Origin of the sequence: Thiomicrorhabdus sp., assembly GCF_041583835.1 — a bacterium.
GTDB lineage: Bacteria > Pseudomonadota > Gammaproteobacteria > Thiomicrospirales > Thiomicrospiraceae > Thiomicrorhabdus.
This window is the reverse complement of the sequence record NZ_JBFHFC010000024.1, coordinates 26396-40196: the sequence shown is the minus strand read 5'-3', so window position 1 is coordinate 40196 and position 13801 is coordinate 26396. Positions and strand designations below refer to the sequence as shown.

15 protein-coding genes are annotated in these 13801 nt (G+C 47.1%); 11 read left to right on the top strand and 4 right to left on the bottom strand.

Features of this window, described 5'->3' with window-relative positions:
* Positions 1-123: IS3 family transposase (locus tag ABY044_RS10540; RefSeq protein WP_373017291.1), on the top strand; the 123-nt coding region annotated here is incomplete at its 5' end.
* A gap of 4 nt (positions 124-127) precedes the next feature.
* Here the strand turns inward: ABY044_RS10540 and ABY044_RS10535 are convergent.
* Positions 128-862, bottom strand: a complete 735-nt coding sequence (locus ABY044_RS10535) for a class I SAM-dependent methyltransferase (RefSeq protein ID WP_373020525.1) — start codon at positions 860-862, stop codon at positions 128-130.
* A 267-nt stretch (positions 863-1129) separates the two neighbouring features.
* Positions 1130-2035 carry a LysR family transcriptional regulator gene (locus ABY044_RS10530; protein WP_373020523.1) on the bottom strand — a complete coding sequence of 302 codons (906 nt, stop codon included), beginning with the start codon at positions 2033-2035 and terminating at the stop codon, positions 1130-1132.
* A gap of 153 nt (positions 2036-2188) precedes the next feature.
* Between ABY044_RS10530 and ABY044_RS10525 the strand changes: the two genes are divergently transcribed.
* The 6 genes from ABY044_RS10525 to ABY044_RS10500 all read left to right on the top strand — a co-directional run bounded on the left by ABY044_RS10525 (position 2189) and on the right by ABY044_RS10500 (position 8586).
* Positions 2189-3205 carry a cyclase family protein gene (locus tag ABY044_RS10525; RefSeq protein ID WP_373020521.1) on the top strand — a complete coding sequence of 339 codons (1017 nt, stop codon included), beginning with the start codon at positions 2189-2191 and terminating at the stop codon, positions 3203-3205.
* On the top strand, positions 3202-3606 hold the full coding sequence (locus ABY044_RS10520; RefSeq protein WP_373020519.1) for a VOC family protein: 405 nt from the start codon (positions 3202-3204) through the stop codon (positions 3604-3606). The genes ABY044_RS10525 and ABY044_RS10520 overlap by 4 nt, the downstream gene beginning before the upstream one ends.
* A gap of 38 nt (positions 3607-3644) precedes the next feature.
* On the top strand, positions 3645-4568 hold the full coding sequence (locus ABY044_RS10515; RefSeq protein ID WP_373020517.1) for a DMT family transporter: 924 nt from the start codon (positions 3645-3647) through the stop codon (positions 4566-4568).
* 24 nt (positions 4569-4592) lie between these two features.
* Entirely contained in the window at positions 4593-5219 is a 627-nt protein-coding gene (locus ABY044_RS10510; protein WP_373020515.1) for a nitroreductase family protein, read from the top strand.
* Positions 5220-5557: 338 nt separating this feature from the next.
* Positions 5558-7843: an EAL domain-containing protein gene (locus ABY044_RS10505; protein ID WP_373020513.1), complete on the top strand. Its 2286-nt coding sequence runs from the start codon at positions 5558-5560 to the stop codon at positions 7841-7843.
* Positions 7844-7983: 140 nt separating this feature from the next.
* Positions 7984-8586 carry a hypothetical protein gene (locus ABY044_RS10500; RefSeq protein WP_373020511.1) on the top strand — a complete coding sequence of 201 codons (603 nt, stop codon included), beginning with the start codon at positions 7984-7986 and terminating at the stop codon, positions 8584-8586.
* Between the two features lie 24 nt (positions 8587-8610).
* On the opposite strand, the gene ispB is transcribed toward ABY044_RS10500, so the two are convergent.
* Positions 8611-9576, bottom strand: coding sequence for an octaprenyl diphosphate synthase (ispB, locus tag ABY044_RS10495; protein WP_373020509.1), 966 nt, complete (start codon positions 9574-9576; stop codon positions 8611-8613).
* Positions 9577-9891: 315 nt separating this feature from the next.
* On the opposite strand from ispB, the gene rplU reads away from it, so the two are divergent.
* From rplU to proB, 4 genes are all read left to right on the top strand, one after another.
* A complete protein-coding gene (rplU, locus tag ABY044_RS10490) occupies positions 9892-10206 on the top strand; it encodes a 50S ribosomal protein L21 (RefSeq protein WP_373020507.1) in 315 nt (104 codons plus the stop codon).
* A 67-nt stretch (positions 10207-10273) separates the two neighbouring features.
* Positions 10274-10531, top strand: coding sequence for a 50S ribosomal protein L27 (rpmA, locus tag ABY044_RS10485; protein ID WP_279421023.1), 258 nt, complete (start codon positions 10274-10276; stop codon positions 10529-10531).
* Between the two features lie 146 nt (positions 10532-10677).
* Positions 10678-11751 carry an Obg family GTPase CgtA gene (cgtA, locus tag ABY044_RS10480; protein WP_373020505.1) on the top strand — a complete coding sequence of 358 codons (1074 nt, stop codon included), beginning with the start codon at positions 10678-10680 and terminating at the stop codon, positions 11749-11751.
* Between the two features lie 24 nt (positions 11752-11775).
* Positions 11776-12900 (top strand): glutamate 5-kinase, encoded by a 1125-nt coding sequence (proB, locus tag ABY044_RS10475; protein WP_373020504.1) that lies wholly within the window; start codon positions 11776-11778, stop codon positions 12898-12900.
* 99 nt (positions 12901-12999) lie between these two features.
* On the opposite strand, the gene pstB is transcribed toward proB, so the two are convergent.
* Positions 13000-13791: a phosphate ABC transporter ATP-binding protein PstB gene (gene pstB, locus ABY044_RS10470; RefSeq protein ID WP_373020502.1), complete on the bottom strand. Its 792-nt coding sequence runs from the start codon at positions 13789-13791 to the stop codon at positions 13000-13002.
* Between the last annotated feature and the right edge of the window lie 10 nt (positions 13792-13801).

Below are 13801 nucleotides of genomic sequence, written 5' to 3'. Positions count from 1 at the left end.
CGCCAAGACATTTTTGATTACATCGAAATGTTTTACAATCCCAAACGACGTCATTCTTCGAACAACCAACTTTCACCAGTTGAGTACGAGAAGCGGTACGAAATGAGGCTAAAAAGTCTCTAGGATTTTAGTGGCGATTCATGTCGTAATCAAAATACTGTAACCAATTGTAGACAGTCCAGTCACGATCTTTCTCATAAATACTATATTTGTCTAAAACGACTTTCTCTTTTTCATATTTGAAAGTGTTTAAGAATCCATAATAATCATTGGGTGACCAGAAATGATTCAGCTGGTTGAGACTGTATTCCGATACCTCTTGCCGCTTATCAAATGCATGGAGAGTGTATACGTCAAATAAGATGCTTCCGCCTTCGTTCAAAATCGCTTTGAATTTTCTAAGAAGGCTTAGCCTTTGAGACGGATTCAAGGCACAGAAATCGCACATGATCAAAGTGATTAAATCGAATTTTTGATCAAGCTCGACATCCAGGTAATTTCCATTTATGTAATCGATGGATAGACCTAAATTTTTAGCTTCTTCCATCGCATATCGAATGGAATTCTCGGAAAAATCTATCCCGGTTATCTTGGCCCCTAATTGGGCAAAACGTGATGTATAGAGCCCAGGCCCGCACCCAAAGTCACAAATAGTTGAGCTTTCAGAGAGACTGAATTGATCTTTGATCCAGTCAACCGATTTTTCAATGAAATTGATTTTCCTTGATGAGATGTCTACATCTGGGTTGATGTGATATTGGAGCATTTGGCTCGATGTGTATTCATCGTTCCATAGTTTTTCTGCCGTATAAACAGACCAAACAGCCGGTTTGCTGTTTATTTTACAAAGTTCGTTGAACATAGTTGTCGTAATCCTGTTTTAAAAAAAATAAATTCGGGATTAGCGACTGCTTGGATTTTAATGTTTAGACAAGCCGCTAATCGGAAGGTGATGCGTATTTTTTGCATATGACATTTGAATACCTCCTGTTAGCGTTAAAAATTGAGACCTGAATGATATTTAAGATAAATATGCATGTCAAATATTCGATATGAATGTAATCTCCATACATCATACGTTTGAACTTTCAAAAGGCCTGTTTTTACAGGCCTTTTTGTTTTTATCGTATTAGACTTCCCAGTCCGGTTTTTCCCCGATCTTTTTAGACATGAAATCGATGAACGCCCGTACTTTGGGTGATAGGTGTTTGCGTTCGGGGTAGATGGCGTAGATCGACAGTTCCTGCATGCGGTAATTGGAAAGTATTGGGGTTAATCGCCCTGTCTGGATATCCGGTCCGACGATGAAGGTAGGGATGAGCACGATTCCGGCGTCCTGAAGTACGGCTTCCCGCAAAGCCAGGCTGTTGTTCATGTTGATTGCACTATTCACTGGAATGGAAACATAGCGTCCTTCAGGGGAGAGTAGACGCCATTCCCTCGGGGAATCGTGGTACCCATAGGTCAAGGTTCGGTGTTGATGTAAATCGTCCGGTGTCTGCGGCGTTCCGTGCGCTTCGAGATAAGCCGGTGAAGCACAAAGTACATGTTTGCAGGGGCCGAGACGGCGCGCGATCAAGTTGGAGTCGGGCAATTCTGCAATTCGTATGGCTAAATCGAATCCTTCCTCAACTAGATCGACCTGACGGTCTTCCAGAACCATATCGATGTTGATGTCCGGATATTCGGTCTGAAATTCGTTGAGTACGGGGGCGATATGCAGGATGCCGAACGACATGGGAGTGTTGAATCGTAAACGGCCACTGGGGGTTCTCTGTAACCGGGACACTTCGATTTCCGCCGCTTCGATCTCTTCCAGGCCCCGTTGGCTTCTTTGATACAGAATCCGTCCTGCCTCGGTCAAGCTAAGTTTACGGGTGGTGCGATGCAGCAATCGTACGCCTAATTGTTCTTCCAGCCGGGTAACGTATTTACTGACAACGGATTTTGAAAGCTCCAGTTGTTCCGCTGCGGATGTGAAACTGCCGCAATCGACGACTTTGACGAAAACTGCGATATCCGAAAGATTGTCCATTTTTCTAGCCTGATTATGCAATATTTGTGAACAGTATTGTTCAAAAAGCACCGATTATCAATTCCTTGTTATTTATTAATATATTTTTCACCGCTTCCGAGGGTTGTCGGATGTAGGTGAATTTTTTCTCAATCAAGAAACAGGAATTGAATCATGAAGACTTCATTCGTACATAGAATGGGCCGCTTGACTCTTGTTCTCGCCGCGTTTATGTATCAATCGTCACCGATGGCGGCAGACGAACAGGTTGGCAAAAGCCCTTGGGGGCCGAAAGATGAAATCGGCCGCTTGAATTTAATGACTCCCGAATCTCAGCAATCTGTGATGTCTAGAATTGCCGGAAGTCGGGTTTACGACCTTTCGGTGGAGTATTTCATCGGTATGCCGAGTTGGCAGGCTGCCGGGGATCCGCATTACCGTATCTGGATGACGCATACTCCTCACGGCACCGTGATCGATGACCCGATGGGGCTGGGTAAGACGATGAACGAACACGTCAGTTATACCGGGGCGGCCATTTCTCTCTATACCCACATGGGAACTCATATCGATGCACTCAACCACTTTGGTCTGAACGGGCAGATATGGAACGGCTTCAAGGCTAAAGACCATCTCGGAGACCGAGGCTGGAGCGTGGCCGGTGCCGAAAAGATTCCGCCTTTGATTGCACGGGGTGTTTTGGTTGATGTGGCGGCTGCAAAAGGTGTGGATATGTTGCCTAGTGGCTATCGCGTTACCCGTAACGATCTGATGGAAGCGCTTCAAAAACAGAGGGTGGAGATTCAGAAAGGCGACATCGTACTCATCCGAACCGGCCGCATGAAATCCTATAAAAATGCGTCGGTCTATATGGAAAACCCGCCGGGCATGGGGCTATCGGCCGCGCGTTTTCTGGTGGAAGAAAGTGGCGCCATGATTGTGGGGGCGGATAACCTCAGTTTTGAAGCCTTTCCTTCCCAGGTCGAAAACAATTATGTGCCTCTCCACAGTTATTTGTTGGCACAGCATGGCACTCCGATCATAGAACTGGCCTACCTTGAAGAGCTATCCCGCGACAAGGTCTATGAGTTCGCTTTCTTCGGAGGCTCTTTGAAGCTTCGTGGATCTGATGCGGCACCGCTGCGCCCGATCGCCATTCCGTTAAAACCACTGGAAGGAGGCGAATTATGATCAGAGTTTCTGGTTTGGCGCACATCGGTGTCAGGGTGTCCGACTTTGAAAACTCGATTGAGTTTTACCTTCAACTCGGTTTCAAGATGATACGTGATGATCAGGAAGAGCGTGTTGTGGTGCTCAAACATCCAAGCGGGGTTGAAATCAATCTTCTGGATTCGGTCAGTTTCGATAATTTCGGACGCAATGTCTTGATGGATGAAATATTGCGTTATGCGGGGTTCACACATATGGCTCTGCAAGTTGAAGATATCCATCAAGCGGAGGCGGCGACGCGTTCGATGGGCATTGAAATCACGGAAGGTCCGGTCACGTTTGGAGACGGCAGCGTCGCGATCTTTTTTCGTGATCCGGATCTCAATGTGATCGAACTGTCGCAGCCTATGGAATTGCATTGATTGGCAGAGTTCTTTGCCGGATGCAAAAGGAGTGTGTAATGAAAGCGTTGTTCTTGCTTATTGTTTCGGGAATTCTCGCGGGGGGCGTTTTTATCGCCGGTAAACAGGCCGGTGGCGCGCAGGTTTCAGCTTGGTTGATTCTGTTCTGGCAGATGGCCGGCGGTGCAATGGTGGTATGGCTGGTTTCGTGGCCGTCGCGACGCTTTCCGGTTTGGAATGCGGCCTATGTCCGTTATTACCTGATCGGTGGGTTGCTTGGGGTGAGCCTTCCTTATGTATTGGCTTTTACCGCCTTGCAGGAATTGCAGGTCGGTATGGTGGGATTGCTTACGGCTTTGTCGCCGGTGGTGACGTATGCCATGGCGCGTACTTTGGGGTTGGAGAGGAATCATCCGTTGCGTCTTTTGGGCCTGGTGATTGGTTTCGGGGGCGTGGCGATGTTGGTTATGAATGGAGAATCGATGTCTTTTTCAGGCAATGGTTTCTTCATGCTATTGGCGCTTGGTATTCCCGTCACTCTTGCCGCAAGCAATATCTATCGGAGCCGTTACTGGCCGTCCGGTAGCGAAGCCTTGCCGTTGGTGATCGGGATGTTGACGGTTCAGAGTGTCTGGCTGTTTTTCGTCAATCTTGCAATGGGCAACTTCCAAGGTGTCGTAACCATGGGTATGGATGTCGGCATGCTGTTGTTCGGGTTGGGTTTGATGGCGGGGGCGTCGTATCTCAGTTCGTTCAATCTGCTGAAAGTGGGCGGGCCTGTCTACTTGAGTCAAATGGGGTATGTGATTACGGCTGTGACAATACTGGCCGGAATAGCATTGTGGGATGAAAGTTACAACCAGCGTGACTTAATGAGTATTGGATTGATTTTGTCAGGCGTCTTGCTCACGACTTTGACACAAGGTGCTTGGTATCAAAAAGTGACGACTTCTAACCGGGAAAAGTTGAATGAATCGGATTGAATAAATTTTTAAGAGGAAATGAAAATGAATGTAATGGAAGCTTTGAATTGGCGTTACGCGGTCAGACAGTTTTCGCCCGAACGTCTTGATGAATGCAAGGTTGGGGAGTTGCTAAGTGCGACGCGGTTGAGTGCGACGTCTTACGGTTTGCAACCTTATCGGATGATACGGGTGGACGATATGAATGTCCGCAGATCCCTGATCGAATACTCCTATGGACAGGAGAAGGTGGCCGATTGTTCGCATTTGATCGTGTTTGCGGTTCAGACACGTATTGGGGACGAAATGGTTGATCGCTATGTCCGTTCGGTCGCCAAAACGAGAGGGATTCCGGTCGATGAACTGAAAGGATTGGCCGAACATATGAAATCGGTCTTTTCCGGCATGACTTTGGAACAGAGACGCGAGTGGGCGCATCAGCAGGCTTATATTGCGTTGGGAACCATGCTGACCGTGGCATCGACAATGGAAATTGATACCTGCCCGATGGGAGGAATCGAAGCGGACGGCTACGATGCCGTGCTTGGACTGTCGGATAAGGGGCTTTCCACTTCGGTGGTGTGTTCTCTCGGTATGCGACATCCTGAAGATGAAAACGCCTATTTGAAAAAGGTGCGTTATGACTTGTCGGAAATGGTGGTTGTCGTATGAAGTTGAGGGTGGATTAATATCTATTTCGGACGTTTTGGTAATCAGACCATAAGTTTTTGATTCATATAATGGGCGTTTTACGCCCTTTTTGTTGCGAAGGGTTAGTGGTTGTCATCTTTTTTGCTTATATCAATTTTTGACGAGTTTTATCAATTAAACACAGTGTTGTTCGAAGTATTGGTTGAGCAGGTTTTGTGTTGATATTTTTAGAATATGAATCAGTTATGCTTAGCGAGTTTTATATGCTTTGTAATAACGGCGCTTGCTGCGGGATTGCGGCATGGTTTTTAAGCGTTTTGAAACGTCGATAGTCCCACTTTTTGCCTTTAAGGTTACTTATGATTGAACGCCGAAATTCATTAAAATCGATTTTTGTTTTGGTATTGTTGCTTTTCACTCTGGTCTTTTCTGGTGCAACCGCATGGTTGTGGCAGAGCACAATGAAAGATCGATATCAGGATTTGGCGTATACACTTGGCGTAATCAAACATTTATATATTTTTTCCGTACGACAGCGACAGTTGGTTTTGGAAACCTCCGGAGAGCGTTTGCTGGACATGGGGGTGTTGCATAATCCTTTAGTGGGGCACACTTTTGTGGATGGAATTGTGAAGAAGACGCCGGAATTTGTCGGCTTGGGGCTATCCGATACCAACGGGCAATTGAAGATTTTATCAGGTGTGCCCGCCGGTGAGCCTCTACCGAACGTGCTTAGTAACCCCAAAAGTGCGGCTACGTTTCAAAGGGCGCTTCTTAGTCAAAATGCCGAAGTCGGCGAAACCTATTATTTTGATGCTCTTAAGGACTGGGTGCTTCCTGTACGTTTTCCCATTCGAGATGTCAGGGGAGACGTTTTTGCCGTTATGACGGCGGGAGTCCGTATCGAAGCGATGCAGCGTAATTTGTCGAATTTAGGATTTGATTCCCGTTATCAGGTTCAGGTTATCCACATGGAGCAAGGTACGACACAGCTATTTTATCCGTTGGAAAAAACAGATTATGGGAAAGTCTTGGGCTTGCCGGATAAGAGTTTGAGTCAGAGAAAGAGCGAAGGGGTTAATCACGGCTTTTCCAGCTTTAGGGCATTTGGAGAGCGGGAAGGTGTGCAGGTTATTGGTGTTGAGGATAAAGATGTAAGCTACAGGGAGATTGTACGGGTCTACGTTCCAATCGGTGTGGTTTGGCAAGATTTTGCATCCAGATATTGGGTTTTAGTCACCTTGTATGTATTGCTAAGCGGCTTGTTGTTGTTGCTTTATCGTCACTTTAGACACGAGCAGATCAGTTATGCCAGCAGGTTGATCCACTTCGCTACGCATGATGAGTTGACGGACCTGCCTAATCGGCGTGTGATTTCCGAAGAGACGGAAAAATCGATTCTCTATAACCAAGTCCATCACTGTAACAACGCCGTTTTTTATTTGGATTTGGATTTCTTTAAGAATATCAATGACAGTTACGGCCACGATGTAGGCGATGCGTTACTGATGGCCGTGTCTAAAAGGTTGCAGGATGTGGTGGGTATCGAGAATATGGTGGGGCGCCAGGGGGGCGACGAGTTTATTGTGCTGTTGCGGACGATCAAAGAGAAGGAACAGATCACCCGTTTTGCCGAACAGGTTATCCACACGTTTGATTCGCCGTTTGAGGTGCGCGGTATCACATTGAAGACGAAGGTTTCAATTGGGATAGCCGTGGGTCCGGAAGCAGGGGATACTGCAGACGATATGATGCGTCGGGCGGACTATGCGCTTTATATGGCTAAGGATCAAGGCCGTTCGACTTTTGCTTATTATTCGGAAGATCTCAACCGGAAATTAAAGCGCCGTTTGGCCATTGAATCGGCCTTAAGTAAGGCCGTAGAAAATGAAGAATTAGAAGTGTTTTATCAGGCACAAGTGTTAAGCGAAAGTAAGTCCGTAATCGGTGCGGAGGCGCTTGTCCGTTGGACGAGTTCCGACTTGGGTGTGGTTGCTCCCGATGAATTTATTCCGATTGCCGAAGACATCGGTTTGATTTGCCAAATCGACGATTTTGTTCTGGATCGTTCATTTAGGGATTTACGCGCGTTGGGCGGACGTATCGGGCGAAAGTTAACGGTGGCGGTGAATATCTCTTCGGTGGAACTTTTGGAAAGGGATATCATCTCTAAGGTTGAACGGCTTTTGACGAAATACGATTATGATCCCAAGCGTGTGGTGTTAGAGATTACCGAAACGGCGCTGCTGCAAAACTTAGAGCGGGCATTGGAAGTGATTCAAGGTTTGCGTAGCTTGGGGCTGACGGTGAGTTTGGATGATTTCGGTACCGGCTATTCGTCATTGAGTTTTTTGCATAGGTTGCCTGTGAGCGAAATCAAGATCGACCGTAGCTTTGTGCGTGATATTTTGGTGGATGAGCATGATGCGAAGCTGGTGAATTCGATTGTTCAGATGGGTCGAGCTTTGAATATCGATGTGGTCGCCGAAGGGGTCGAAACGCAGGAACAATATGAGTTGCTTAGATCTTATCAGTGTGATTTTGTTCAAGGTTATTGGTTGTCGCGCCCCGTTAAATTGGGCGAGTTTGAACAATTGGTAAATCTGTGTGAAAAGGGTGAAGCGCACTTCCAGAAAGTGGACTGATCGTTATAGCGGGTAAAGACTGTAGAGTCGATTATAAGGTTGATTCGCGCAGCGACGTTAAACACGAAAATTTAAAATTTTTCCAATCTGCTCTTTAAGAATCGACTTGCTGGCCGATATCCTGATTAGAGGTATTCGCTATGAAGGAAAAAAAGTCGGTCACTCCGGCGATTCAGTATTTTTTTAAGCAACTGGAAAGACGTTCGAACGAGCTTAAGGAAGAGCAGGAGCAAAAGCAGCTTGCCAATAAAGAAGTGCCGTTTGAAGAGTTGGAAAGTTTCTTTAGGCGCATTATGACCCAGAATATTTTTATTCATACGGTCGGTTTAAGCGGTCGTCCTGAATCGACGATTTTGTCAAAAGCGATATTCAGCATGAATAAAGTGGTGCGAATTTATTACAGCACCAGTTTTGATGAGCGCGATAGCGGTTTTATCCGAATTCTGCCTCATCGAGATACTCAGATGATTGTCGTCGAGCGTGTTCATGGCTACCATGCCAAGCCTGAAGTTCTGTATCAGTCTTATGATGAATGCCACGTGATTCGTTTTATGATTCGCTGGTTGATTCGTCGTGTGGATTGGAATAAGACTCATTTGAGGAATTTGGATTTGTACAAGTCTTATCTGGAAGTTGAGCGACAAGAGCTTGAAGCTAAAAAAGCCGAGCAGGAAGCCGCTCAGTTGGAAGAGCAGATGGCCATTGCCATGAAAAAACTCAAGGGAAATAAAGTTAAGCTGTAATTCCGACGGTTTTGGGTCGATGTTTTAGTGGTTACGGTTAACCGCTAAATCGGCCAAAGACAGTAATGCTTCTTTAATCGGGCTTTCATCTAGAACGTTTAACGCTTGTTTGGCTTTTTCAGCCTCTTGGGTTGCGAGTTGTTTCGTATAATCGATTGCGCCCGAGTTTTGGATGATTTCCGTGACTTCTTTGAGTAGGGCGATCCCTTCGGATTCTATCGCGCGGCGGATAATCTCTTTTTCGGCGTCGCTTCCGTTTTCCAGAACATAAATCAACGGCAGAGTCGGCTTACCTTCGGCCAGGTCGTCACCGATATTTTTGCCTAGTTCCGCTTCATCCGCCATGTAATCCAAAGCATCGTCAACTAGCTGGAAAGCGGCACCGATGTGTCGGCCGTAGAGTACAAACGCGTCTTCAAGTTCGGGTTTATTGGCTAGGATAGGTCCCATTTGAGTGGCGGCTTCAAATAACTTGGCGGTTTTGCGGTGGATGACTTCAAGGTAACGTTCTTGAGTGGTATCGGCATCGTGGCAGTTTAATAGCTGCAAGACTTCACCGGCGGCAATGACATTGGTGGCTTCCGACATCACTTCCATGATTTTCATAATGCCCGGTTCGACCATCATTTCGAAAGAGCGTGAATACAGGAAGTCGCCGACCAGTACGCTGGCCGCATTGCCCCAGACTTCATTGGCTGTTTTATTGCCGCGACGGGTGTCGGATTCATCCACCACATCGTCATGTAACAGTGTCGAGGTATGGATGAATTCAATGACGGCCGCCATCAGACGGTGATTCGTGCCCTGGTAACCGCAAGCCTGTGCGCTTAGCAGTACCAGTAGGGGGCGTAGACGCTTGCCGCCGCTGTTGATGATGTAGTGTCCAATCTGGTTAATTAAGACGACGTCGGAAGCGAGGCGTTCCAAGATGAGCGCGTTCGTTGCCTGAATATCGTCTTGAATTAATTTTTGGATGTCTGATAATGTCATATTGAGTCGGCCACTACGTTGGGCTATGCCAATGAATAGAAAGCCGATATTCTAGTATGATTTAATGGTCGGCGCCAGTGTTTTACGGATGTTTCACTCCGCAGAATTCAGGATGTATACTTATACGCTTAAGCAGACTGAATGCTTGTTGTAAAAGGTTGTATCGGGGGGTGATTAGCTCAATCTGGTAGATCGAGTTATTTTTATTGAATATTTTGATAAATAACTTTGACCTGGGTTTTAAAAAGCTATATAATCCCGCCTTTGCCGAAGTTGACGGCTATTAAAAGAATTTTTGAATCCGGGAGAAGTTCCATGTACGCGGTAATTAAAACCGGTGGTAAGCAATATCGAGTTCGTGAAGGTCAAGTGCTACGCATTGAGTCTTTAAATGCAGAAGCGGGCGATGCGGTTGAGTTTGACGAAGTATTGATGGTTGGTGAAGGCGCAGATATCAAAATTGGTACGCCTGTTGTTGAAGGTGCTAAAGTTACAGCGACTGTTGAATCAAACGGTCGTGGTAAAAAAGTTACCATCATCAAGTTCCGCCGTCGTAAGAACCGATCTAAAACGAAGCAAGGCCACCGTCAAAACTATACTGAAGTTAAAATCGGTAAGATTTCAGCTTAATAATGTGAATCTAAAACAGGGGTTACTTCTGAGTAGGGGGTAACACTGTTAACAGAGGGATAATACCATGGCTCATAAGAAGGCTGCAGGTAGTACTAAAAACGGTCGCGACTCCAATGCTAAACGCTTAGGTGTTAAGCGTTTCGGTGGTGAAGTGGTTTCAGCGGGTAGCATCATTGTTCGTCAGCGCGGAACTAAATTCCACGCAGGTGTGAATGTTGGTCGCGGTAAGGATGATACTTTATTTGCAAAAGCGGACGGTCAAGTTGCTTTTGTTTCTAAAGGTAAGCCAGTACGTACCTATGTAACAATTGTGGCTGAATAAGTTTAAATACTTTTCGCATAATTGATTCTAAAAACGCCCCGCATTGTCGGGGCGTTTTTGTTTGTTTGAATTAATTACGGATTATTTTTGGCTGGTGATAAAATTGCCATTAATTTAGTGCCGTATTGAAGATAGAAGGATGACCCATGCAGTTTGTAGATGAAGCTCCTATTCGCGTTGAAGCAGGGAGAGGCGGTAACGGTGTCGTGAGTTTTCGTCGCGAAAAATACATTCCGTTTGGTGGTCCTAACGGCGGCGACGGCGGGGACGGCGGCAGTGTGTACCTTGTCGCCGACCGCAACCTGAATACCCTGGTCGACTTTCGCTATACCAAAGATTACCGTGCCCAGAACGGCCAAGGCGGAATGGGTCAGCAAAAGACCGGTGCCGCGGGCGAAGATTTGGTGATTCCGGTTCCGGTCGGAACGACGGTTACGGATGTGGATACCCGGGAAGTGATCGGCGATTTGACCGAGCACGGACAGAAGTTGCTGGTGGCTCAGGGCGGGCGACACGGATTGGGTAATATTCACTTCAAGAGCAGCCGCAATCGAACGCCGCGTCAATGTACGCCGGGTGAGGATGGCGAAGAGCGTAATTTAATGTTGGAGCTGAAAGTATTGGCGGATGTCGGATTGTTGGGTATGCCTAACGCCGGTAAGTCCAGTTTGATTTCTGCGGTTTCAGCAGCGCGTCCGAAAGTGGCTAATTATCCGTTCACGACTCTATATCCAAACTTGGGTGTGGTGCGTGTTTCGCCAGAATCCAGTTTCGTTATTGCGGACATTCCGGGCTTGATTGAAGGCGCTGCGGAAGGTGCGGGTTTGGGGATTCAGTTCCTGAAACACTTGTCTCGTACCGGACTGTTGTTGCATGTGGTGGACATCGCTCCGATGGACGAATCCGATCCGGTGGAAAATATCAAAGTAATTCAGCAGGAGCTTGAGAAATACAGCGACGAATTGGCCGGTAAAGAGCGTTGGTTGGTTTTGAATAAGACCGACTTGTTGCTGGAAGAAGAAGTGGAAGAGTTGCGCGATCGTATCGTTGCCGAAACGCAATGGGAAGGACCGGTTTATTTGATTTCCGCTGTTCAGCGTCAAGGGACGACGGAACTGGTGAACGAGATTGCATACAAGTTGGAGCAAAATCGTTTGGCGGATCAGGAAGAAGAGGCGCCGTTACGTACGACCGTCGTTGATGAAGATTTTGAGTTTTAACAGGTCTGTTTAGAGTTGAAGTGAATGGAACGTTCTAAATTAAGTCAAAGTAAACGTTGGGTCATTAAAATCGGTAGTGCCTTGTTGACCAATGATGGCCAGGGGTTGAACTTGCCCGCGTTGCAGAAGTGGGTGAAGCAGATGGTCGCTTTGCGCGATCAGGGTATTGAGGTGGTGATCGTTTCTTCGGGTTCGGTTGCGGAAGGGATGCAGCGTTTAGGTTGGCAGAGCCGACCTTCGGAGTTGCACGAGTTGCAAGCCGCCGCCGCCGTCGGTCAGATGGGCTTGGTGCAGGCCTATGAATCCGAGTTCGCTAAGTACGACATCCATACCGCGCAGATTTTGATGACACACGACGATCTTTCCAGCCGTAAGCGCTATTTGAATATTAAAAGTACCATTCAGACGTTGCTTTCCTACGGCGTGATTCCGGTCATTAACGAAAACGATACGGTTGTGACCGATGAGATCTGTTTTGGGGATAACGATACCTTGGCGGCGCTGACAGCTAACCTGATTGGTGCCGACGTATTGGTAATTATGACGGACCAGCAAGGACTCTATGATGACAATCCGCGTGAAAACCCGAACGCCAAATTGATCAGCCAGGCTCAGGTGAGCCGTAAGGATATCGAGGCGATGGCCAGTCCGACCGGCGGTGCGCTTGGTAAAGGCGGTATGTATACCAAGGTTATGGCCGCCAAGCGTGCGGCTCGTTCCGGTACGGCGACGTTGATTGCGTCCGGAAGAGAGCCGGATGTGTTGCCGCGTCTGTTGTCCGGCGAAGATCTGGGAACCCTGTTGATTCCGGATCTGGAGCCTTTGACTGCTCGTCAGCAATGGTTGGCAGGGCATTTGCAGGCAAAAGGTAAGGTTGTTCTGGATGACGGTGCCGTCCAGGTTTTAAAAAATTCCGGTAAGAGTCTGTTGCCGATCGGCGTCAAGGCCGTGGAAGGTGCTTTCCAGCGTGGAGAGATGGTGGTTTGTGTCGATGAGCGCGGTATGGAAGTCGCCCGAGGCCTGGCCAACTATTCGGCGGTGGAAAGTCAGAAGATTATCGGCAAGCCGAGCCAGCAAATTGAATCGATTCTAGGATTTATCGCGGATGAATCGATTATCCATCGAGATAATCTGGTGCTGACAAAATAAATTAGTCGTTCCGCCAATCTCGCCACATCCGTGGTCGAGATTGGTCGTATGCATCTACCTTTCTTTTCTCACTTTTCCTTTCTCTTAGTCAGCTGCACTTTAACCAAATTTTCCGGTGATATAACGATCGGTCTGTTCTTTTTCCGGACTAAGGAAAATCGTGTCTGTGTCATTGAATTCGACTAAATCACCTAGATACATGAACCCGGTGTAATCCGAAATTCGGGATGCCTGTAGCATGTTATGTGTGACGATAGCAATGCTGTAGTGCTCTTTGAGTTGTAGAATCATCTCTTCAATCGCGCCTGTCGAAATCGGGTCAAGTGCCGAGGTGGGTTCATCCAGAAGCATCAGTTCAGGCTTGAGAGCAACGACCCTGGCAATGCACAGGCGTTGTTGCTGGCCACCCGAAAGTCTGCGTGCATCTTGATGAAGCCGGTCTTTGACTTCATCCCAAAGTGCGGCTTCGCGAAGCGAGCTTTCGACAATCTCTTCGATGTCATACCGGCTTTTAATGCCGGAAATTCTCAAACCATAAGCGATATTTTCATAGATGCTCATTGGAAATGGCGTGGGTTTTTGAAAAATCATCCCGACCTTTTGACGCAGCTTGATGAAATCGTTCTCTTTTTGGATATCCAGTATGTCGGATGCGGTGCCGTCCTCCGCTTTGAGTTTGATCTGCCCTTGATACCGGCAACCTTTATAGATGTCGTGGATGCGGTTCATCGATCGTAACAGAGTAGATTTACCACAGCCGCTCGGGCCGATCAACGCTGTGATGTGATTTTCCCGGATAGGTAGGGTGACGTTTCTTAAAGCTGGATTTTGGGATTTCGGATATGTGAAGCTGAAATCCTGAATTTCCATAATGTTGTTAAAGTCTTTCACGTTGAGTACC